Source organism: Mycobacterium genavense ATCC 51234 (genome assembly GCF_000526915.1).
GTDB lineage: Bacteria > Actinomycetota > Actinomycetes > Mycobacteriales > Mycobacteriaceae > Mycobacterium > Mycobacterium genavense.
On record NZ_JAGZ01000001.1, the window covers coordinates 403,651 to 426,177 of the forward strand.

Here is a 22,527-nt window from a genome sequence, read left to right on the forward strand (position 1 = left end):
ACTGTGTCCGGTAATGGAAAGCCAGTCGGCGTGGCGGTGCTCGGGTACGGCAATGTCGGCAGCGAGGTCGTCCGCATCATCGAACAGAGCGCGGACGATCTGGCGGCCCGGGTCGGCGCGCCTCTTGCATTGCGCGGCATCGGTGTTCGTCGCGTCGCAGCCGATCGCGGTGTCCCGGTCGAGTTGCTCACCGACAACATCGAAGAGCTGGTGTCGCGGGAAGACGTCGACATCGTCGTCGAATTGATGGGGCCGGTCGAGCCGGCGCGCAAGGCGATCCTGGCCGCGCTCGAGAACGGTAAGTCCGTCGTCACGGCCAACAAGGCGTTGTTGGCCACGTCGACCGGCGAATTGGCGCAGGCAGCCGAAAACGCGCATGTCGACTTGTATTTCGAGGCGGCGGTCGCGGGTGCGATTCCGGTCATCCGCCCGCTCACCCAGTCGCTGGCCGGCGACACGGTTATCCGGGTGGCCGGCATCGTCAACGGCACCACCAACTACATCCTTTCCGCGATGGACAGCACCGGCACGGACTACGACAGCGCCCTGGCCGACGCGAGCGCGCTGGGTTACGCCGAGGCCGACCCCACCGCCGACGTGGAGGGCTACGACGCCGCGGCCAAGGCCGCGATCCTGGCATCCATCGCCTTCCACACCCGGGTAACCGCCGACGACGTCTATCGCGAGGGCATCACCAAGATCACCCCGGCCGACTTCGCGTCCGCGCACGCGTTGGGCTGCACCATCAAGCTGCTGTCCATCTGCGAACGCCTCACGACCGACGATGGCCAGCAACGGGTCTCGGCCCGCGTCTACCCGGCGCTGGTGCCCCTGGAGCATCCGCTGGCCACCGTCAACGGAGCGTTCAACGCCGTGGTGGTGGAGGCCGAGGCGGCGGGCCGGCTGATGTTCTACGGCCAGGGCGCCGGCGGCGCGCCCACCGCGTCGGCGGTCACCGGCGACCTGGTGATGGCCGCCCGCAACCGGGTACTGGGCAGCCGTGGGCCGAAAGAATCCAAATACGCCCAATTGCCGGTCGCGCCAATGGGTTTCATTTCTACCCGCTACTACGTCAGCATGAATGTTGCGGACAAGCCCGGTGTGTTGTCGTCGGTGGCGGCCGAATTCGCCAAGCGCGAGGTCAGCATCGCCGAGGTGCGGCAGGAAGGCGTCGCGGACGAGGGCGGACGACGGGTCGGCGCCCGCGTCGTGGTGGTCACGCACCGCGCCACCGATGCGGCACTGTCCGAAACCGTGGATGCGCTGGCCGATTTGGACGTCGTGCAGAGTGTGGCAAGCGTGCTGAGATTGGAAGGAACCAGCATATGAGCGCGCCGCGTACCGCGGTCCACCAACCCTGGCCGGGGTTGATCGCCGCCTACCGCGACCGGTTACCGGTCGGCGCCGACTGGACGCCGATCACCCTGCTCGAAGGCGGCACGCCGCTGATCTCGGCGACCCGGCTCTCGGAGAAGACCGGCTGCACGGTCCACCTGAAGGTCGAGGGCCTCAACCCCACCGGCTCCTTCAAGGACCGGGGCATGACGATGGCGGTCACCGACGCGGTGGCCCGCGGGCAGCAGGCCGTGTTGTGCGCGTCCACCGGAAACACCTCGGCGTCGGCGGCGGCCTACGCGGCGCGCGCCGGCATCACCTGCGCGGTGCTGATCCCGCAGGGCAAGATCGCGATGGGCAAACTCGCGCAAGCGGTCATGCACGGCGTCAAGATCATCCAGATCGACGGTAACTTCGACGACTGTCTGGAGTTGGCCCGCAAGATGACGGCCGATTTCCCGACGATCTCGTTGGTCAACTCGGTCAACCCGGTGCGTATCGAGGGCCAAAAGACGGCGGCGTTCGAAATCGTGGACGCGCTGGGCACCGCCCCGGACGTCCACTCGCTGCCCGTCGGCAACGCCGGCAACATCACCGCGTACTGGAAGGGCTACACCGAGTACCACCAGGACGGCGTGTTCGAGAAGTTGCCCCGCATGCTGGGCACCCAGGCGGCCGGCGCCGCGCCCCTGGTGCACGGCAAACCCGTCAAAGACCCCGAGACGATCGCCACCGCGATCCGCATCGGTTCGCCGGCGTCGTGGACGGCGGCCGTTGCGGCCCAAGAGCAATCCAATGGGCGCTTCCTGGCCGCGACCGACGAGGAGATCCTGGCGGCCTACCATCTGGTGGCCGAATCCGAAGGCGTGTTCGTCGAGCCGGCGTCGGCGGCCAGCATCGCGGGTCTGCTCAAGTCCGTCGAAGACGGCTGGGTCCCCCGCGGATCGACGGTGGTGTGCACGGTGACCGGCAACGGACTCAAGGATCCGGACACGGCGCTGAGGGATATGCCGAGCGTGTCGCCGCTGCCGGTGGATCCTGTACTCGTGTTAGAGAAGCTCGGGCTGGCGTGACCCAGAAGCTGCCCGCCGGGCTGGTGGCCAGCGCCGCGGTGTCGGCGTCCAGCGCCAACCTCGGCCCGGGTTTCGACAGCCTCGGTCTCGCGCTGAGTCTCTACGACGAGATCATCCTGGAGACAACCGATTCCGGCTTGGTTGTGCAGGTCGAAGGGGAGGGCGCGGGCCAGGTGCCGCTGGGCCCCGAGCATCTGGTGGTGCGCGCCATCGAGCGCGGGTTGCAGGCCGCCGGTGTCCGGGCCCCCGGCATGGTGGTGCGCTGCCGCAACGCCATCCCGCATTCCCGCGGCCTGGGCTCGTCCGCGGCAGCCGTGGTCAGCGGACTGGCTGCCGTCAATGGTCTTGTCGCACAGATGGATTCGACCCCATTTAGCGATGCCCAGTTGATCCAGCTGGCCGCGGAGTTCGAGGGCCACCCGGACAACGCCGCGGCGGCGGTGCTGGGCGGTGCCGTGGTTTCGTGGACCGAGCAAGGCGGCGAAGCGCCCGTGTACTCCGCCATCCCGCTGGCACTGCACCCCGATATCCGGCTGTTCTGTGCGATCCCGGAGCAGCGCTCGTCGACCGCCGAGACGCGGGTGCTGCTGCCCGCCCAGGTCAGCCACGAGGACGCCCGCTTCAACGTCAGCCGCGCCGCATTGCTGGTGGTCGCGCTGACCGAACGCCCGGATCTGCTGATGGCGGCCACCGAGGACCTGCTTCATCAACCGCAACGGGCCCCCGCGATGCCCGCGTCGGCGGAATATCTGCGGCTGCTGCGGCGTCTTAATGTGTCGGCGACGCTGTCGGGGGCGGGTCCGTCGGTTATCGCATTGACCACCGAGTCGGAGTTGCCGTCCGAGGCGCTGGACTGCGGCGTTGCGAACGGATTTACCATCTCAGAGATGACGGCCGGCGAACGGGTTCGGTGGAGCCCGGGCGTCACCGTCGCCGGTTAATCCACAAGCTCACCGGAGGGTTTGCTTGCTTCGAGCACAGATGCGGGCTATCCTCGGCATCGTCCAGCAATCGCAGTCATCTGCATCTGCATACACACTGCCTTGCCGCTGGTACAACACCAATTCTTCTCGTGAACGAGGTTCGCCGTTTTCTCCGCCATCCCAGGCGATCACCGTTGCAGAGTCGATGATTGGGCGCACTCGGCAATTTGGCTGAATGCAACGAACCCTCGTATGACGTGATCAGCGAGGGAAGAAAGGAAATCCGTGACTGATACGGACCTGTTCACGGCTGACGAAAGCACCGACAGCAATCAGTTGTCGAACGCCGTGACCACAGACACTCCGGACGTCAAAACCAACGTCTCGGCCGGCTCCCTGTCCACCATGGTGCTGCCCGAGTTGCGTGCGCTGGCCAGTCAGGCCGGCGTCAAGGGGACGTCGGGGATGCGTAAGAACGAACTCATTGCCGCGATCAAGGAAATCAGGGGACAGGCCAACGGCACCTCCGCCGTCGCCACCCCGTCCGAGGACACCGGCAAGTCCGAACAGGACAAGAACCAAGAGAAAACGGCCGCCGAAGAGCCGACTACCCAAGGGGAACAGCCGGATTCGGCGAACGAGAGCCCACGCCGGGAACGGCGCGGCGCCTCCCGCGAAGCGGGGTCGGTCACCCGCACCGCCGACGAGACCGACGGTGAGGGCTCGGAGAGCCGCAACGGCACCGGCCCACGCGACGGCGACAAGCGCGACCGGCGCGACGGGGGACAGAAGGAGTCCAAGACCGAGGACCGCGGATCGGATGCGGGCGACCAGAACGCCGATCAAGGCTCGGGTGGCCAGCAAGGCCGCGGCGGCTCGAACCAGCAGGACAACGACGGCGAGGGCCGCGGCGGCCGCCGGTTCCGCGACCGCCGGCGTCGCGGTGAGCGCTCCGGTGACGGCGGGGGCGAGGCCGAGCTGCGCGAAGACGACGTCGTCCAGCCGGTAGCCGGCATCCTTGACGTCCTCGACAATTACGCCTTCGTGCGCACGTCCGGCTACCTGGCCGGCCCGCACGACGTCTACGTCTCCATGAATATGGTGCGCAAGAACGGCCTGCGCCGCGGTGACGCGGTCACCGGCGCGGTGCGGGTGCCCAAGGAGGGCGAGCAGCCCAACCAGCGACAGAAGTTCAACCCGCTGGTCCGCCTGGACAGCGTCAACGGCGGACCCGTCGAAGACGCCAAGAAGCGGCCCGACTTCACCAAGCTCACGCCGCTGTACCCCAACCGGCGGCTGCGGCTGGAAACCACCCCCGACCGGCTGACCACGCGGGTCATCGACCTGATCATGCCGATCGGCAAGGGCCAGCGTGCCCTGATCGTGTCGCCGCCCAAGGCCGGTAAGACCACGATCCTGCAGGACATCGCCAACGCGATCACCAAGAACAACCCGGAATGCCACCTGATGGTGGTGCTCGTCGACGAGCGCCCGGAAGAGGTCACCGACATGCAGCGCTCGGTCAAGGGTGAGGTCATCGCCTCGACCTTCGACCGGCCGCCGTCAGACCACACGTCCGTCGCCGAGCTGGCGATCGAACGCGCCAAGCGGCTCGTCGAGCAGGGCCAAGACGTCGTGGTGCTGCTCGACTCGATCACCCGCCTGGGCCGCGCGTACAACAACGCGTCGCCCGCGTCGGGCCGGATCCTGTCCGGTGGTGTCGACTCCACCGCGCTGTACCCGCCGAAACGCTTCCTCGGCGCGGCGCGCAACATCGAGGAAGGCGGATCGCTGACCATCATCGCCACGGCGATGGTCGAGACCGGGTCCACCGGTGACACGGTCATCTTCGAGGAGTTCAAGGGCACCGGTAACGCCGAGCTCAAGTTGGATCGCAAGATCTCCGAGCGGCGGGTCTTCCCGGCGGTCGATGTCAACCCGTCCGGTACTCGCAAGGACGAGCTGCTGCTCTCACCCGACGAGTTCGCCATCGTGCACAAGCTGCGCCGGGTGCTGTCGGGTCTGGATTCCCACCAGGCCATCGACCTGCTGATGAGCCAGCTGCGCAAGACCAAGACCAACTACGAATTCCTGGTCCAGGTGTCCAAGACGACGCCGGGCAGCATGGACAACGACTAGCGCTGTGCGCCGCCGCTGAACCGCGACATTTGAACCACGCACCCGACACGCCGCCGTGGCTTGAGACGGCGAGGCCGGCCGCCGGGAATGTGCGGGAGCATCTCGGTGTTTGGGCAGAAGGGAGTTGACCTGGCATAATCGAGCGTCGACTGCCCGGAGCCCCCGGTGAGGCTCCGAGTTCACGCCCGACGGCCGGATCCCTGCGGGGGACCAGGGCGACAACGACCGAAGAGGGACATCATGAAAGCTGACATTCATCCCGCCTACGCGGAGACCACCGTGCTCTGCGGTTGCGGCAACACGTTCACCACGCGCAGCACCAAAGAAGGCGGTCACATCACCGTCGAGGTTTGCTCGCAGTGCCACCCGTTCTACACGGGTAAGCAGAAGATCCTGGACAGCGGTGGCCGCGTGGCGCGCTTCGAGAAGCGCTACGGAAAGCGCAAGGCCGGAGCCGACAAGGAATCGGCCGACAAATAGCTGCCTTACCGACGCCCGAACTGTGCACGCAACCGCGCAGGCCGGGCGTCGGTTCGCGTTTGCGGGAGGAGGTGTGTGATGACGCAGCCGGTACAGACGATTGACGTGCTGCTCGCCGAGCACGCCGAACTGGAGCGGCGACTGGCCGACCCCGAGCTGCACGGCAATCCCGACGAGGCGCGCAAGGCCGGCCGCCGATTCGCCCGCCTGGCCCCGATCGTGGCCACGCATCGCAAGTTGGAGTCGGCGCGCGACGATTTGGAGACCGCCCGCGAACTGGCCGCCGACGACGATTCATTCGCCGACGAGGTCGTCGAACTCGAAGCACGGGTGGCCGAACTGGACACCCAGCTCACCGACATGCTGGCGCCGCGCGATCCGCACGACGCCGACGACGTCGTGCTCGAGGTCAAATCCGGTGAAGGCGGCGAGGAATCGGCATTGTTCGCCGCCGATCTGGCCAGGATGTACATCCGCTACGCCGAGCGGCACGGCTGGACGGTCACGGTGCTGGACGAAACCACCTCCGACCTCGGCGGGTACAAGGATGCGTCGCTGACGATCGCGAGCAAGGGCGACTCGGCCGACGGGGTGTGGTCACGCCTGAAGTTCGAGGGCGGGGTACACCGCGTGCAACGCGTGCCGGTGACGGAATCCCAAGGCCGCGTGCATACTTCGGCGGCCGGCGTGCTGGTCTATCCCGAACCCGAGGAAGTCGGCGAGGTGCAGATCGACGAGTCGGATCTGCGCATCGACGTCTACCGCTCGTCCGGCAAGGGCGGCCAGGGCGTCAACACCACCGACTCGGCGGTGCGCATCACCCACCTGCCCACCGGAATCGTCGTCACCTGCCAAAACGAGCGATCGCAGTTGCAGAACAAGATCCGGGCGATGCAGGTGCTGGCCGCCCGACTGCAGGCGCTCGCCGAGGAGCAGGCGCAGGCCGACGCGTCGGCGGACCGGGCCAGCCAGATCCGCACCGTGGATCGCAGTGAGCGCATTCGCACCTACAACTTCCCGGAGAACCGGATCACCGATCATCGGATCGGTTTCAAGTCACACAATCTCGACCAGGTTCTCGACGGTGACTTGGATGCGCTGTTCGACGCATTGAGCGCCGCCGAAAAACAGGCCCGGCTGCAACAGGCATGACCGTCCTGCGGCGCGCAATCGACTCTGCTGCGGCGATGCTGGCCGAAGCCGGAATCGATTCTGCGCGTTGGGATGCCGAGGAGTTGGCCGCGCACGTCGCGGGTGCCGAGCGCGGGCGGCTAACCCTGATCGAGTCGATCGACGACGAATTCCTGACGCGCTACCACGATGTCGTCGCCGCCCGCTCGCGACGCGTGCCGTTGCAGCATCTCACCGGGACCGCGGCATTCGGCCCGGTTGTGCTGCAGGTCGGCCCCGGCGTCTTCATCCCGCGGCCGGAGACCGAGGCCATCCTCGAGTGGGCCACCGCACAACGCCTCGCTTCAAAGCCGGTGATCGTCGATTTGTGCACCGGCTCCGGCGCTTTGGCGGTCGCGCTGTCCCGGCATCGACCCGCCGCGCGGGTGATCGCCATCGACGACACGGAGGTGGCCCTGGACTACGCGCGCCGCAACGTCGAGGGCACCGCGGTGGAGCTGGTTCGCGCCGACGTCACCGCGGCAGGCCTGCTTCCCGAGCTGGACGGACGAGTCGACCTGCTGGTCGCCAATCCGCCCTACGTGCCCGACGGTGTCAAGCTGGATCCCGAAGTCGCCCAGCATGATCCGCCGCACGCGGTGTTCGGCGGCCTGGACGGGATGGCGGTGATCGACGCGGTGGTGGACGTCGCCGGACGCTGGCTGCGCCCCGGCGGCCTGATTGCCGTCGAGCACGACGACACCACGTCGTCGCTCACCGTCGAATTGATCGATCGCACCGGGCTTTTCGACGACATCCGGGTGCGGCGAGATCTCACCGGCCGGCCGAGGTTCGTGACCGCCATGAGGAGCGCCGAGTGACTGAGGTGTTCAATTGCGCTGAACCCGAACAGCGTTCGGTCGGCATCAGCTCGGCCATAGGGGCGCTCAAGGGTGGCCGGCTGGTGGTGATGCCGACCGACACCGTGTACGGCATCGGCGCCGACGCCTTCGACAACTCCGCGGTGACCGCACTGCTGGCGGCCAAGGGGCGCGGACGCGATACGCCGGTCGGCGTGCTGGTCGGGTCCTGGCACACCATCGAGGGCCTGGTCTACACGATGCCCGACGGGGCCCGCGAACTGATTCGGGCGTTCTGGCCCGGCGCACTGAGTTTGGTTGTGGCGCAAGCGCCGTCGTTGCAGTGGGATCTGGGCGATGCCCGCGGCACCGTGATGCTGCGGATGCCACTGCACCCGGTCGCGATCGAGCTGTTACGCGAGGTCGGGCCGATGGCGGTGTCCAGCGCCAACGTCTCCGGGCGCCCACCGGCGGTCACCGCCGCCGAGGCCCGCGACCAGCTCGGCGATCTCGTCGACGTCTATCTCGACGCGGGACCCGCCGAACAGCAGGCCGCCTCGACCATCGTCGACCTCACCGGAGATACACCGCGGCTGCTGCGGTCCGGACCGGTCAGTGTCGAGCGAATCGCGGAAGTGCTTGGAATGGAACCGGAACGGTTGATCGCCTAGCGGCGCATCGGTGACGAAGTCTCAGGAAGGTGGCGTACGGTCTCGTGGTGTCCAGCGATCTCGTCAACCTCGCCGCTGGTTTGCACGCCCTGGCCGATCGCGGTGCCGGGGTTCCGCTGCGTGAGCTGGCATTGGTCGGACTGACCGCCGCGATCATCACCTACTTCGTGACCGGACCGGTGCGGGTGCTGGCCACCCGGTTGGGGGCCGTCGCCTATCCGCGGGAACGCGATGTGCACGTCACGCCGACCCCGCGCATGGGCGGGCTGGCGATGTTCGTCGGTGTGGCATCCGCGGTGTTCCTGGCTTCCCAGCTGCCCGCGCTGACCCGCGGGTTCGTCTATTCCACCGGCATGCCCGCGGTCATGGTGGCCGGCGCGGTGATCATGGGCATCGGGCTCATCGACGACCGCTGGGGTCTGGATGCCCTGACGAAATTCGCCGGCCAGATCACCGCGGCCAGCGTGCTGGTCACGATGGGCGTTGCCTGGAGCGTGCTGTACATCCCGTTCGGGGGCGTCGGCACCATCGTGCTGGACCAGGCCTCGTCGATCCTGCTGACGCTGGCGCTGACCGTGTCGATTGTCAACGCGATGAACTTCGTCGACGGGCTCGACGGTCTGGCGGCCGGGCTCGGACTCATCACCGCGCTGGCGATCTGCATCTTCTCGGTCGGCCTGCTCCGCGACCACGGCGGCGACGTGCTGTTCTACCCGCCCGCCGTCATCTCCGTCGTGCTGGCCGGCGCCTGCCTGGGCTTCCTGCCACACAACTTCCACAAGGCCAAGATCTTCATGGGCGACTCCGGCTCGATGCTGATCGGCCTCATGCTCGCGGCCGCGTCCACCACCGCGGCGGGCCCGATCTCGCAAAACGCTTACGGCGCCCGCGATGTGTTTGCCCTGCTGTCGCCGTTCCTGCTGGTGGTAGCGGTGATGTTCGTGCCGATGCTCGACCTGCTGCTGGCCATCGTGCGGCGCACCCGGGCCGGTCGCAGCGCCTTCAGCCCCGACAAAATGCATCTACACCACCGGTTGCTGCAGATCGGCCATTCGCATCGTCGGGTGGTGCTGCTCATCTATCTATGGGTCGGCATTGTCGCGTTCGGCGCCGCCAGCACCATCTTTTTCAACCCGCGCGACACCGGCGCGGTGATGCTCGGTGCCATCGTGGTTGCCGGCGTAGCGACGGCGATCCCGCGTGTTGCGCCGCCGCGAGGACTACGACGACGAGCACTACGACGGGCAGTAGTAGCAGCACCGGCCTTATGGTACGGTGCTGGTAGAACCCCAAAAAGAATCTTGAGGGTTGCCGGCCAGTCGGCCCGCCGGATCGTTTTCCGCTGGCGCCGATCGACGACCGACTAAGGGAGCTACCCCTTGAGAGAATCCACTGTGACGTGCGATACGCTCGGCGGGCTACCGATCAGTCGGTCGGAAGTTTTCCGCTCCACCAGTCCGGATTGAGGTGCTGCAGTGACGACACCAGCGCAGGACGCGCCGTTGGTGTTTCCCTCTGTTGCATTCAATCCATTCCGGCTGCTGGTGGTCTGCGGCGCGATCACCTTGGTGGCGGTAGCTGCCGCCTATTTCTGCGGTCACCTGATGGTCGGGGTGTTCTTCGGCGTCGGATTGCTGCTGGGTTTGCTCAACGCGCTTCTGGTGCGCCGCTCGGTGGCATCGATAACCGCGAAAGAACATCCGATAACCGCGAAAGAACATCCGATGAAAAGCACGATGGCGCTGAACTCGGCGACACGGCTGGCGATCATCACCGTCATCAGCTTGGTCATTGCTTACATTTTCCGGCCCGCCGGTCTGGGCGTGGTGTTCGGCTTGGCCCTGTTCCAGGTGGTGTTGGTGCTCTCGACCGCGCTGCCGGTGTGGAAGAAGCTGCGCGCCGGCGACTGGGCCGAGTCGGCCTCCGAAGGTACCGAAAGAGGGAACACCAGCGATGAGTGAGACGAGGTTGTTGGCCGAGAGCGCAATCGAGGTCGGCGAGCACAGCCACGCCACCTGGCTCGGGATGACCGTCAACACCGACACCATCCTGTCGACCGCCATTGCGGCGCTGATCATGATCGCGCTGGCCTTCTTCCTGCGCGCGAAGATCACCTCGACCGGCGTTCCCAGCGGCGTGCAGCTGTTCTGGGAGGTCATCACCGTCCAGATGCGCGATCAGATCGAGAGCGCGGTGGGGATGCGCATCGCGCCGTTCGTCTTGCCGCTGGCGGTCACCATCTTCATCTTCATCCTGATCTCCAACTGGCTGTCGGTGCTGCCGTTGCAGTACACCGACAAGTCCGGGCACACCACCGAATTGCTCAGCTCGGCGGCCGCGGACATCAATTACGTTCTGGCCCTGGCCCTTTTCGTCTTCGTCTGCTACCACGTCGCCGGTATCTGGCGCCGCGGCATCGTCGGCCACCCGCTGGCGGTGCTCAAGGGTCACGTGGCGTTCCTCGCGCCGATCAACCTCGTCGAGGAACTCGCCAAGCCGATCTCGTTGTCGCTGCGACTTTTCGGCAACATCTTCGCCGGCGGCATCCTGGTCGCGCTGATCGCGCTCTTCCCGCCCTACATCATGTGGGCGCCGAACGCGATCTGGAAATCCTTCGACCTGTTCGTCGGTGCGATCCAGGCGTTCATCTTCTCGATCCTGACCATCCTGTACTTCAGCCAAGCCATGGAGATCGAGGATCACCATGACCGAGAACACCCTTGATCTGCCCTGAGCCACAAACCATTACAGAAAGCCTGGTAGACCCCTACCAGTTACAAGGAGGATAAGAATGGCCCTGGACCCCCAAGTCGCTGCCGCTGCTCTCATCGGCGGTGGAATCATCATGGGCGGCGGCGCAATCGGTGCCGGTATCGGTGACGGTATCGCCGGTAACGCGCTGGTTACCGGAATCGCCCGTCAACCGGAGGCGCAAGGCCGGTTGTTCACGCCGTTCTTCATCACCGTCGGTCTGGTTGAGGCGGCGTACTTCATCAACCTGGCCTTCATGGCGCTGTTCGTGTTCGCCACTCCCGTCGGCTAGTTCGCAGTGATGGGTGACGCGAGCCGTAACGTTCTGGCGTCCAGCCAGTTAGCAGCCGAGGAGGGCAATAACTTCCTCGTCCCCAACGGCACTTTCTTCTTCGTGCTGGCGATCTTCTTGATCGTGCTGGCCGTCATCGGCACGTTCGTCGTGCCGCCGGTCATGAAGGTGTTGCGCGAACGCGACGCAATGGTCGCCAAGACCGCCACCGACAACAAGAAGGCGAACGAGCAGTTCGAAGCAGCCCAAGCGGATTACGACGAGGCCATGCGGGAAGCCCGCGTTCAAGCGTCGTCCTACCGGGACCACGCCCGGGCCGAGGGTCGTAAGGTCATCGAGGACGCGCGCGCCCGCGCCGAGCAGCAGGTCGCATCGACCGTGCAGACGGCCGCCGAGCAATTGAAGCGGGAAAGAGACGCCGTGGAACTGGATTTGCGTGCCAACGTGGCTGCCATGTCGGCGACGTTGGCCAGCCGCATCCTCGGTGTCGACGTCACAACCACTGCCGCGACAAGGTAATCATCAATGTCGACGTTTATTGGGCAGCTGATCGGCTTCGCCGCCATCGTGTTCCTGGTGGTGTGTTATGTCGTGCCGCCGGCGCGCAAATTGATGACCGCTCGCCAGAACACGGTGCGCCAGCAGCTGGAGGAATCGGCGAAGGCCGCCGACCGCCTGGCCGATTCGACTACCGCGCATAGCAAGGCCGTCGAATCCGCGAAGGCCGAAGCCGAACGCGTCGTCGAAGAGGCCAAGTCCGACGCGGAGCGCATCACCGAGCAGTTGCGCGCTCAGGCCGAAGTCGAAGCGGCGCGCATCACCGGGCAGGGATCGCGGCAGGTCGAATTGCTGCGGACCCAGCTGAGTCGCCAGCTCCGCCTGGAACTTGGTCACGAATCCGTGCGTCAGGCACGGGAATTGGTGCGCAACTACGTCGCCGACGCCGACCAGCAAGCGTCAACCGTGGACCGATTCCTGGACGAGCTGGACGAAATAGCGCCGTCATCGGCCGACGTTCAGTATCCGCTGCTGGCCAAGCTGCGCTCGTCGAGCCGGGAAGCGCTGGCCAACCTGTCGGACCGATTCACGGCGATCGCCAAGGATTTGGACAACAACGCGCTGTCCAAGCTGTCGGGCGAACTGGTATCGGTGGGTCAACTGCTGAGCCGGGAAGCCGTCGTCACGCGCTATCTCACCGTGCCTGCAGAAGACGCGTCGCCGCGCGTTCGGCTGATGGAGCGGCTGGTGTCCGGCAAGGTCGGCGACGCCACGCTCGAGGTGCTGCGTGCGGCGGTCTCGGAGCGTTGGTCGGCCAACGCCGATCTGGGCGATGCGATCGAGCACGTGTCACGACAGGCGCTGCTGGAGATCGCCGAGCGCGAGGGACAGGTCGACGAGGTCGAAGACCAGCTCTTCCGCTTTTCGCGGGTCCTGGATGCCCAGCCGCGATTGGCGATCTTGCTGGGCGACTACGTCGTTCCGGCCGAGCAGCGAGTCACGTTGCTGCGCAACGTACTTGACAGTTCGAGCGCTCGGGTCAACCCGATCGTGCTGGCACTGTTGACCCAGACGATCGAGCTGCTGAGCGGTCAGTCGGCCGAAGAGGCCATCGGCTTCCTGGCGGAAGTGGCGGCGGCTCGCCGCGGCGAAGTCATCGCCCAAGTCAGTGCGGCGGCCGAGCTCAGCGACGCCCAGCGGGCCCGCCTCACCGAGGTGCTCGGTCGCATCTACGGTCACCCGGTGACGGTGCACCTGCAGATCGAGCCGGAACTGCTCGGTGGATTGCTGATCTCTGTGGCCGACGAGGTGATCGACGGGACGCTCTCGTCTCGCCTGGCCGCGGCCGAGGCACAAGTGCTCGACTGAACCCCAACCAAAACCTCGCGAACGACAGAACCAAGTAGGAAGACGAAAAGCCATGGCCGAGTTGACAATCTCCGCTGATGACATCCAGAGCGCAATCGAGGAGTACGTAGGCTCCTTTACTTCCGACACCTCTCGCGAAGAGGTCGGCACCGTCGTCGACGCCGGAGACGGGATCGCGCACGTCGACGGTCTGCCGTCGGTCATGACCCAGGAACTGCTCGAGTTCTCCGGCGGGGTGCTTGGCGTCGCGCTCAACCTCGACGAGCACAGCGTCGGTGCGGTCATCCTGGGTGACTTCGAGAAGATCGAAGAAGGCCAACAGGTCAAGCGGACCGGCGAGGTCCTCTCGGTGCCCGTCGGCGACGCGTTCTTGGGCCGCGTGGTCAACCCGCTGGGCGAGCCGATCGACGGCCAAGGCGACATCGAGACCGACGTCCGCCGGGCGCTGGAAATCCAGGCGCCGTCGGTGGTTCAGCGCCAAAGCGTCAGCGAGCCGCTGCAGACCGGCATCAAGGCCATCGACGCGATGACCCCGATCGGTCGGGGCCAGCGCCAGTTGATCATCGGTGACCGCAAGACCGGCAAGACCGCCGTCTGCGTCGACACGATCCTCAACCAGCGGCAGAACTGGGAGAGCGGCGACGAGAAGAAGCAGGTGCGCTGCGTCTACGTGGCCATCGGCCAGAAGGGCACCACCATTGCCTCGGTGCGCCGCGCCTTGGAGGAGGGCGGCGCGATGGACTACACCACCATCGTCGCGGCGCCGGCGTCCGACGCCGCCGGGTTCAAATGGCTTGCGCCGTACACCGGTTCGGCGATCGCCCAGCACTGGATGTACGACGGCAAGCACGTGCTGATCGTCTTCGACGACCTGAGCAAGCAGGCCGAGGCGTACCGCGCCATCTCGCTGCTGCTCCGTCGCCCGCCCGGCCGCGAGGCCTACCCGGGTGACGTGTTCTACCTGCACTCGCGGCTGCTGGAGCGCTGTGCCAAGCTCTCCGATGAGCTCGGTGGCGGTTCGATGACCGGCCTGCCGATCATCGAGACCAAGGCCAACGACATCTCGGCTTACATCCCCACCAACGTCATCTCGATCACCGACGGACAGTGCTTCCTGGAGTCCGACCTGTTCAACCAGGGCGTGCGGCCGGCCATCAACGTCGGTGTCTCGGTGTCCCGAGTCGGTGGTGCCGCGCAGATCAAGGCTATGAAAGAGGTAGCAGGAAGTCTCCGCTTGGACCTCTCGCAGTACCGCGAGTTGGAAGCGTTCGCCGCGTTCGCCTCGGACCTGGACGCCACCTCCAAGGCGCAGCTGGATCGCGGCGCCCGGCTGGTCGAGCTGCTCAAGCAGCCGCAGTACCAGCCGATGCCCGTTGAGGAGCAAGTGGTTTCGATCTTCCTGGGCACCGGCGGTCACCTGGACTCGGTACCCGTCGAGGACGTCAGCCGGTTCGAGACCGAGTTGCTCGACCACATGCGGGCGTCGGAGGACAGCACCCTGGCCGCAATCCGGGACAGCGGAAAGCTTTCCGAAGAGGTCGAGAAGCAGCTCGAGGAAATCATCAAGAAGTTCAAGAAGGGCTTCTTCGCCGCCACCGGTGGCGGCTCGGTGGTGCCGGACGAACACGTCGCGGCCCTCGACGAGGAGGACCTGGCCAAGGAATCGGTGAAGGTCAACAAGCCCGCGCCGGAAGAGAAGAAGAAGTAATACTCGATGGCTGCCACACTTCGCGAGTTGCGCGGACGGATTCGGTCCGCCGGTGCGATCAAGAAGATCACCAAGGCCCAGGAGCTGATCGCGACGTCGCGTATCGGCAAGGCCCAGAGCCGGCTTCAGGCTGCCCGCCCGTATACGGAAGAGATCACCAACATGCTGACCACGCTGTCCAGCGAGGCGGCGCTGGATCACCCGTTGCTAGTCGAGCGGCCCGAACCGAAACGGGCCGGCGTGCTGGTGGTCTCCTCGGACCGAGGTCTGTGTGGCGCCTACAACTCCAGCGTGTTCCGCCGCGCCGAGGAGCTGTTCTCGCTGCTGCGGGAAGAAGGCAAAACGCCGGTGCTCTACGTGGTCGGTCGTAAGGCGTTGGGCTACTACACTTTCCGAAACTGGAACATCACTGAATCCTGGACCGGCTTCTCCGAGCAACCCGCGGTCGAGAAGGCCGCCGAGATCGCCTCCACGCTGGTGGACGCTTTCATCCCGGGCAGCGACGGCGCCGACGAGGAATCGGACAACGGGGCCGTCGACGAATTGCACATCGTCTACACTGAATTCAAGTCGATGTTGTCGCAGGCCACGGTGGCTCACCGGATGGCTCCGATGGTGGTCGAGTACGCCGACGAGCCGGAGCCACTGCATACCCTGTACTCGTTCGAGCCGGACGCGACGACATTGTTCGACGCCCTGTTGCCGCGCTATGTGACCACTCGCGTTTACACCGCGTTGCTGGAATCGGCGGCGTCGGAGCTGGCGTCGCGCCAGCGGGCCATGAAGTCGGCGACCGACAACGCCGACGACCTCATCAAGGCGCTGACGCTCATGGCGAACCGCGAGCGGCAGGCCCAGATCACCCAGGAGATCAGCGAAATCGTCGGCGGCGCAAACGCGCTCGCCGACGCCCGAGCCCGATAGCACCACGAGGAAGCGAAGAAGAAATGACTGCGACTGCCGAAAAGAGCAAGAAGTCGACAAGCGCCGACACCAGCGGACGCGTGGTACGGATCACGGGACCGGTCGTCGACGTCGAATTCCCGCGTGGCTCCGTGCCGGAGCTGTTCAACGCGCTGCACGCCGATATCACTTTCGAAGAGCTGAAGAAGACGCTCACCCTCGAGGTCGCCCAGCACCTGGGCGACAACCTGGTCCGCACCATCTCGCTGCAGCCCACCGACGGTCTGGTGCGCGGCGTCGAGGTCATCGACACCGGCGCGTCGATCTCGGTGCCGGTCGGCCAGGAAGTCAAGGGCCACGTCTTCGACGCGCTGGGTCGCTGCATGGACGAGCCCGGATACGGAGAAGACTTCGAGCACTGGTCGATTCACCGCAAGTCGCCGCCGTTCGAAGAACTCGAGCCGCGGACCGAGATGCTCGAGACCGGCCTCAAGGTCGTCGACCTGCTGACCCCGTATGTGCGTGGTGGCAAGATCGCGCTGTTCGGCGGTGCCGGCGTGGGCAAGACGGTGCTCATCCAGGAGATGATCAACCGGATTGCCCGCAACTTCGGTGGTACGTCGGTGTTCGCCGGTGTGGGGGAGCGCACCCGCGAGGGCAACGACCTCTGGGTCGAGCTACAGGAAGCCAACGTGCTCAAGGACACCGCGCTGGTTTACGGTCAGATGGACGAGCCGCCCGGGACCCGTATGCGAGTGGCGTTGTCCGCGTTGACGATGGCGGAGTGGTTCCGCGACGAGGCGGGCCAGGACGTGCTGCTGTTCATCGACAACATCTTCCGATTCACCCAGGCGGGTTCGGAGGTGTCGACGCTGCTCGGCCGGATGCCGTCCGCGGTGGGCTACCAGCCCACGCTGGCCGACGAAATGGGTGAACTGCAGGAGCGCATCACTTCGACGCGTGGTAAGTCGATTACGTCCATGCAGGCGGTGTACGTGCCCGCCGACGACTACACAGACCCCGCGCCGGCGACGACGTTCGCCCACCTCGACGCCACCACCGAGCTGTCGCGGTCGGTGTTCTCCAAGGGCATCTTCCCGGCGGTGGACCCGCTGGCGTCGAGCTCGACGATCCTCGACCCCGGTGTCGTCGGTGACGAGCACTACCGGGTGGCGCAGGAAGTCATCCGAATCCTGCAGCGGTACAAGGATCTTCAGGACATCATCGCCATTCTCGGTATCGACGAGCTGTCGGAAGAGGACAAGCAGTTGGTCAACCGGGCCCGGCGTATCGAGCGGTTCCTGTCGCAGAACATGATGGCGGCCGAGCAGTTCACCGGTCAGCCGGGCTCGACGGTGCCGCTGAAGGAGACCATCGAGTCGTTCGACCGGCTGACCAAGGGTGAGTTCGACCACGTGCCCGAGCAGGCGTTCTTCCTGATCGGCGGTCTCGACGACCTGGCCAAGAAGGCCGAGAGTTTTGGCGCCAAGCTCTAGTCTCGTCGATGAGTCGAAAGGTGGTGTGGCATGGCTGAACTGAACGTCGAGATCGTCGCCGTCGACCGGAAGATCTGGTCGGGTGAGGCGACGTTCCTGTTCACCCGCACCACCGTCGGCGAGATCGGCATCCTGCCCCGTCACATCCCGTTGGTGGCTCAGCTGGTCGACGACGCCATGGTGCGCGTCGAGCGGGAAGGCCAAGACGACCTGCGGGTGGCGGTGGACGGTGGCTTCTTGTCGGTGACCGAGGAGAGCGTCACCATTCTCGCCGAGTCCGCCGAGTTCGAGTCGGAGATCGACGAGGCTGCGGCCAAACAGGATGCGGAATCCGACGATCCTCGTACTGCCGCCAGGGGGCGCGCCAGATTGCGCGCCGTCGGCGCGATCGACTAGCCGGCCGTGAGCGCGCCCATGATCGGCATGGTCGTGCTCGTCGTCGTGTTAGGCGCGGCCGTGCTGGCGCTGAGCTACCGGCTGTGGAAGCTGCGGCAGGGCGGCACCGCGGGCATCATGCGCGATATCCCGGCGATCGGAGGGCACGGCTGGCGGCACGGCGTGATCCGCTACCGCGGTGGCGAGGCCGCCTTTTATCGGCTGTCCAGCCTGCGTCTGTGGCCGGATCGACGGCTGTCCCGGCGGGGTGTCGAGATCGTCGGCCGGCGCGCGCCGCGCGGCGACGAGTTCGACATCATGACCGACGCGATCGTGGTGGTGGAGCTGCGCGATACCACGCAGGAACGCAGATTCGGCTACGAAATCGCGCTCGATCAGGGCGCGTTGACCGCGTTCTTGTCGTGGCTGGAGTCTCGTCCGTCACCGCGCTCGCGGCGTCGCAGCGTCTGACTAAATGCGTAGTGGTGCAACGGGTTTAGCCACCGCCGCCCGGATTCCATAAGACGTCGCCGTCGGGGTTGGCTGCCCGCGACAAAATGAACAGCAGGTCGGACAACCGATTCAGGTATTTCGCCGGCAGTGCGTTGACGTCGTCCGGCGCGGAATCGACTGCGGCCCAGGCTGATCGCTCGGCGCGACGCACCACGGTGCGGGCGACGTGCAACAGCGCCGACAGCGGCGAACCACCAGGTAGCACAAAGGAGTTCAGCGTCGGCAGCGCCTCGTTGTATTTGTCGCACCATCCCTCGAGCCGGTCGACGTAGGACTGGGCGACACGCAACGGAGGAACCTTCGGGTTGTCCACGACCGGTGTCGACAGATCCGCGCCGGCGTCGAACAAGTCGTTCTGGATCTGGCTCAGCACACCGGTGATTTCGTCGTCAGGCCGGCCGAGGGCGATCGCCACGCCGATCGCGGCGTTGGCCTCGTCGCAGTCCGCATAGGCGATCAGGCGGGGGTCGTTCTTGGAGACCCGTGAAAAATCGCTCAATCCCGTCGTCCCGTCGTCGCCGGTTCGCGTATATATGCGGGTCAGATGTATGGCCATGAGCGAAACGGTACTCGGCAGGACTCGCCTCACTGACAAGCCGATACCGCTTCACTAGACTGACGCGGGTGGCTGAGCGATTCGTGGTGACCGGCGGCAACCGGTTGTCCGGCGAAGTCGCGGTGGGGGGCGCCAAGAACAGCGTGCTCAAGCTGATGGCCGCGACCCTGCTGGCCGAGGGCACCAGCACGATCACCAACTGCCCCGACATTCTCGATGCGCCGCTGATGGCCGAGGTGCTGCGCGGGCTGGGTGCCAACGTCGAACTCGACGGCGACGTCGCCCGCATCACCTCACCCGACGAACCGAAGTACGACGCGGACTTCGCGGCCGTGCGGCAGTTCCGGGCTTCGGTGTGTGTGCTGGGTCCGCTGGTCGGACGATGCAAGCGGGCCAAGGTCGCGCTGCCCGGTGGTGACGCGATCGGATCGCGTCCCCTGGACATGCACCAGGCGGGCCTGCGCCAACTGGGCGCCACGTGCAACATCGAGCACGGCTGCGTCGTCGCCCACGCAGATACCTTGCGCGGTGCGGAGATTCAACTCGAATTCCCCTCGGTTGGCGCCACCGAAAACATCCTGATGGCCGCCGTCGTCGCCGAAGGCGTCACCATGATCCACAACGCGGCGCGGGAACCCGACGTCGTCGATCTCTGCACGATGCTCAACCAGATGGGCGCACAGATCGAAGGTGCGGGCTCACCGACGATGACGATCACTGGGGTGCCACGGCTGTACCCCACCGAGCACCGGGTAATCGGCGACCGCATCGTGGCCGCCACCTGGGGGATCGCCGCTGCCATCACCCGCGGTGACATCTCGGTGAGCGGCATCGACCCGGCGCACCTTCAGGTGGTGTTGCACAAGCTGCACGACGCCGGTGCCACCGTCACCCAGACGGACAACAGCTTTCGCGTGACCCAGTACGAACGCCCTAAGGCCATGAACGTTGCGACGTTGCCGTTTCCGGGTTTTCCGACCGACCTGCAACCGATGGCGATTGCGTTGGCGTCGATCGCCGACGGCACCTCGATGATCACGGAGAACGTGTTCGAGGCGCGCTTCCGGTTTGTCGAAGAAATGATCCGGCTCGGCGCCGATGCCCGCACCGACGGCCATCACGCCGTGGTGCGCGGACTGCCGCAGCTTTCCAGCGCCCCGGTCTGGTGTTCGGACATCCGGGCCGGCGCCGGCCTGGTGCTCGCCGGCCTCGTCGCCGACGGTGACACCGAAGTGCACGACGTCTTCCACATCGATCGCGGCTACCCGTTGTTCGTCGAAAACCTGGCGATTTTGGGAGCGGAGATCGAGCGGGTACAGTAGCCAAAGTCAGTGCCCCACAGGCGCGGTCACCACTCGACGGGGACCGAGACCGGGGCTTGACTCCCTCGCCGGATTGGTACTAGCCTGGTACGGCTGCCCTCGCAGCGATCACCACGATCGCAAGAAAATTGGGGGTTGACGCCTCTGCCGGATCCGTATTAGGCTGGCAGGGTTGCCCCGAAGCGGGCGAAACAAGCAAGAGTGTTGTTTGAGAACTCAATAGTGTGTTTGGTGTTTTTGTTTGTTGTTGTTTTTTTGACCATACTTTTTACACTCCCCGTGTGTGGGTATGGTCGTTTTTGATGCCAGTAAGATGGTGTCTTTTTGTTAGGTCAGATTTTCTCTGATTCGAATACACCTCGCTTGGCGAGGAGTTTTTGTTTGGAGAGTTTGATCCTGGCTCAGGACGAACGCTGGCGGCGTGCTTAACACATGCAAGTCGAACGGAAAGGCCTCTTCGGAGGTACTCGAGTGGCGAACGGGTGAGTAACACGTGGGTAATCTGCCCTGCACTTCGGGATAAGCCTGGGAAACTGGGTCTAATACCGGATATGACCACGGAACGCATGTTTTGTGGTGGAAAGCTTTTGCGGTGTGGGATGGGCCCGCGGCCTATCAGCTTGTTGGTGGGGTGACGGCCTACCAAGGCGACGACGGGTAGCCGGCCTGAGAGGGTGTCCGGCCACACTGGGACTGAGATACGGCCCAGACTCCTACGGGAGGCAGCAGTGGGGAATATTGCACAATGGGCGCAAGCCTGATGCAGCGACGCCGCGTGGGGGATGACGGCCTTCGGGTTGTAAACCTCTTTCAGCAGGGACGAAGCGCAAGTGACGGTACCTGCAGAAGAAGCACCGGCCAACTACGTGCCAGCAGCCGCGGTAATACGTAGGGTGCGAGCGTTGTCCGGAATTACTGGGCGTAAAGAGCTCGTAGGTGGTTTGTCGCGTTGTTCGTGAAAACCGGGGGCTTAACCCTCGGCGTGCGGGCGATACGGGCAGACTGGAGTACTGCAGGGGAGACTGGAATTCCTGGTGTAGCGGTGGAATGCGCAGATATCAGGAGGAACACCGGTGGCGAAGGCGGGTCTCTGGGCAGTAACTGACGCTGAGGAGCGAAAGCGTGGGGAGCGAACAGGATTAGATACCCTGGTAGTCCACGCCGTAAACGGTGGGTACTAGGTGTGGGTTTCCTTCCTTGGAATCCGTGCCGTAGCTAACGCATTAAGTACCCCGCCTGGGGAGTACGGCCGCAAGGCTAAAACTCAAAGGAATTGACGGGGGCCCGCACAAGCGGCGGAGCATGTGGATTAATTCGATGCGACGCGAAGAACCTTACCTGGGTTTGACATGCACAGGACGCCGGCAGAGATGTCGGTTCCCTTGTGGCCTGTGTGCAGGTGGTGCATGGCTGTCGTCAGCTCGTGTCGTGAGATGTTGGGTTAAGTCCCGCAACGAGCGCAACCCTTGTCTCATGTTGCCAGCGGGTAATGCCGGGGACTCGTGAGAGACTGCCGGGGTCAACTCGGAGGAAGGTGAGGATGACGTCAAGTCATCATGCCCCTTATGTCCAGGGCTTCACACATGCTACAATGGCCAGTACAAAGGGCTGCGATGCCGTAAGGTTAAGCGAATCCTTTTAAAGCCGGTCTCAGTTCGGATCGGGGTCTGCAACTCGACCCCGTGAAGTCGGAGTCGCTAGTAATCGCAGATCAGCAACGCTGCGGTGAATACGTTCCCGGGCCTTGTACACACCGCCCGTCACGTCATGAAAGTCGGTAACACCCGAAGCCAGTGGCCTAACCTTTTGGAGGGAGCTGTCGAAGGTGGGATCGGCGATTGGGACGAAGTCGTAACAAGGTAGCCGTACCGGAAGGTGCGGCTGGATCACCTCCTTTCTAAGGAGCACCACGAGAAACACCCCAATTGGTGGGGTGTGAGCCGTGAGGGGTTCTCGTCTGTAGTGGACGAGGGCCGGGTGCACAACAACAGGCAATCGCCGGACACACTATTGGGCCCTGAGACAACACTCGGCCGACTGAGGTCGACGTGGTGTCCCTCCATCTTGGTGGTGGGGTGTGGTGTTTGAGCATTGAATAGTGGTTGCGAGCATCTAGACGGATGCGTTCCCCAGTGGTGCGCGTTCGTCAAAAAT

The 22,527-nt window shown here is 65.1% G+C and carries 20 protein-coding genes, 1 rRNA gene and 1 pseudogene; 21 read left to right on the forward strand and 1 reads right to left on the reverse strand.

Annotated elements, in window-relative coordinates; all coding sequences use genetic code 11:
- The first annotated feature begins 3 nt into the window (after positions 1-3).
- The 19 genes and pseudogenes from T428_RS0101960 (at position 4) to T428_RS0102050 (ending at position 18,453) form a co-directional block, all read left to right on the forward strand.
- Positions 4-1,329, forward strand: a complete 1,326-nt coding sequence (locus T428_RS0101960; protein WP_025735153.1) for a homoserine dehydrogenase — start codon at positions 4-6, stop codon at positions 1,327-1,329.
- Positions 1,326-2,408 carry a threonine synthase gene (gene thrC / locus T428_RS0101965; RefSeq protein ID WP_025735154.1) on the forward strand — a complete coding sequence of 361 codons (1,083 nt, stop codon included), beginning with the start codon at positions 1,326-1,328 and terminating at the stop codon, positions 2,406-2,408. Before T428_RS0101960 ends, thrC begins: the two co-directional genes overlap by 4 nt.
- Positions 2,405-3,349, forward strand: coding sequence for a homoserine kinase (gene thrB, locus T428_RS0101970; protein WP_025735155.1), 945 nt, complete (start codon positions 2,405-2,407; stop codon positions 3,347-3,349). Before thrC ends, thrB begins: the two co-directional genes overlap by 4 nt.
- A 267-nt stretch (positions 3,350-3,616) precedes the next feature.
- Positions 3,617-5,470 (forward strand): transcription termination factor Rho, encoded by a 1,854-nt coding sequence (gene rho, locus T428_RS0101975; protein ID WP_025735156.1) that lies wholly within the window; start codon positions 3,617-3,619, stop codon positions 5,468-5,470.
- 240 nt (positions 5,471-5,710) lie between these two features.
- On the forward strand, positions 5,711-5,950 hold the full coding sequence (gene rpmE / locus T428_RS0101980) for a 50S ribosomal protein L31 (protein WP_025735157.1): 240 nt from the start codon (positions 5,711-5,713) through the stop codon (positions 5,948-5,950).
- A 78-nt stretch (positions 5,951-6,028) separates the two neighbouring features.
- Entirely contained in the window at positions 6,029-7,102 is a 1,074-nt protein-coding gene (gene prfA / locus T428_RS0101985; protein ID WP_025735158.1) for a peptide chain release factor 1, read from the forward strand.
- A complete protein-coding gene (gene prmC / locus T428_RS0101990; protein WP_025735159.1) occupies positions 7,099-7,941 on the forward strand; it encodes a peptide chain release factor N(5)-glutamine methyltransferase in 843 nt (280 codons plus the stop codon). Before prfA ends, prmC begins: the two co-directional genes overlap by 4 nt.
- Positions 7,938-8,591, forward strand: a complete 654-nt coding sequence (locus T428_RS0101995) for an L-threonylcarbamoyladenylate synthase (protein WP_025735160.1) — start codon at positions 7,938-7,940, stop codon at positions 8,589-8,591. The genes prmC and T428_RS0101995 overlap by 4 nt, the downstream gene beginning before the upstream one ends.
- Positions 8,592-8,620: 29 nt before the next feature.
- Positions 8,621-9,842: pseudogene (locus T428_RS25060) on the forward strand (glycosyltransferase family 4 protein).
- A 224-nt stretch (positions 9,843-10,066) separates the two neighbouring features.
- On the forward strand, positions 10,067-10,552 hold the full coding sequence (locus T428_RS0102005; protein ID WP_025735161.1) for an ATP synthase subunit I: 486 nt from the start codon (positions 10,067-10,069) through the stop codon (positions 10,550-10,552).
- Positions 10,545-11,315 carry a F0F1 ATP synthase subunit A gene (atpB, locus tag T428_RS0102010; RefSeq protein ID WP_025735162.1) on the forward strand — a complete coding sequence of 257 codons (771 nt, stop codon included), beginning with the start codon at positions 10,545-10,547 and terminating at the stop codon, positions 11,313-11,315. Before T428_RS0102005 ends, atpB begins: the two co-directional genes overlap by 8 nt.
- A 73-nt stretch (positions 11,316-11,388) precedes the next feature.
- Positions 11,389-11,634, forward strand: a complete 246-nt coding sequence (locus T428_RS0102015; RefSeq protein ID WP_156942843.1) for a F0F1 ATP synthase subunit C — start codon at positions 11,389-11,391, stop codon at positions 11,632-11,634.
- Between the two features lie 9 nt (positions 11,635-11,643).
- Positions 11,644-12,153 carry a F0F1 ATP synthase subunit B gene (locus T428_RS0102020; RefSeq protein ID WP_025735164.1) on the forward strand — a complete coding sequence of 170 codons (510 nt, stop codon included), beginning with the start codon at positions 11,644-11,646 and terminating at the stop codon, positions 12,151-12,153.
- A 6-nt stretch (positions 12,154-12,159) separates the two neighbouring features.
- Positions 12,160-13,500 (forward strand): F0F1 ATP synthase subunit B/delta, encoded by a 1,341-nt coding sequence (locus tag T428_RS0102025; RefSeq protein ID WP_025735165.1) that lies wholly within the window; start codon positions 12,160-12,162, stop codon positions 13,498-13,500.
- 52 nt (positions 13,501-13,552) lie between these two features.
- A complete protein-coding gene (gene atpA / locus T428_RS0102030; protein ID WP_025735166.1) occupies positions 13,553-15,208 on the forward strand; it encodes a F0F1 ATP synthase subunit alpha in 1,656 nt (551 codons plus the stop codon).
- Between the two features lie 6 nt (positions 15,209-15,214).
- Entirely contained in the window at positions 15,215-16,132 is a 918-nt protein-coding gene (locus T428_RS0102035; protein ID WP_025735167.1) for a F0F1 ATP synthase subunit gamma, read from the forward strand.
- Between the two features lie 23 nt (positions 16,133-16,155).
- Positions 16,156-17,607 carry a F0F1 ATP synthase subunit beta gene (atpD, locus tag T428_RS0102040; RefSeq protein WP_025735168.1) on the forward strand — a complete coding sequence of 484 codons (1,452 nt, stop codon included), beginning with the start codon at positions 16,156-16,158 and terminating at the stop codon, positions 17,605-17,607.
- 30 nt (positions 17,608-17,637) lie between these two features.
- Positions 17,638-18,003, forward strand: coding sequence for a F0F1 ATP synthase subunit epsilon (locus T428_RS0102045; protein ID WP_025735169.1), 366 nt, complete (start codon positions 17,638-17,640; stop codon positions 18,001-18,003).
- Between the two features lie 6 nt (positions 18,004-18,009).
- On the forward strand, positions 18,010-18,453 hold the full coding sequence (locus T428_RS0102050; RefSeq protein WP_084298584.1) for a DUF2550 domain-containing protein: 444 nt from the start codon (positions 18,010-18,012) through the stop codon (positions 18,451-18,453).
- A 25-nt stretch (positions 18,454-18,478) separates the two neighbouring features.
- Here T428_RS0102050 and T428_RS0102055 read toward each other — a convergent pair whose 3' ends face one another.
- Positions 18,479-19,051: a cob(I)yrinic acid a,c-diamide adenosyltransferase gene (locus tag T428_RS0102055; RefSeq protein ID WP_025735171.1), complete on the reverse strand. Its 573-nt coding sequence runs from the start codon at positions 19,049-19,051 to the stop codon at positions 18,479-18,481.
- Positions 19,052-19,119: 68 nt separating this feature from the next.
- Here T428_RS0102055 and murA point away from each other — a divergent pair, with 68 nt between their 5' ends.
- Positions 19,120-20,373 (forward strand): UDP-N-acetylglucosamine 1-carboxyvinyltransferase, encoded by a 1,254-nt coding sequence (gene murA / locus T428_RS0102060; RefSeq protein WP_025735172.1) that lies wholly within the window; start codon positions 19,120-19,122, stop codon positions 20,371-20,373.
- A gap of 378 nt (positions 20,374-20,751) precedes the next feature.
- Positions 20,752-22,270: ribosomal RNA gene (locus T428_RS0102065) — 16S ribosomal RNA — on the forward strand.
- Positions 22,271-22,527 lie beyond the last annotated feature (257 nt).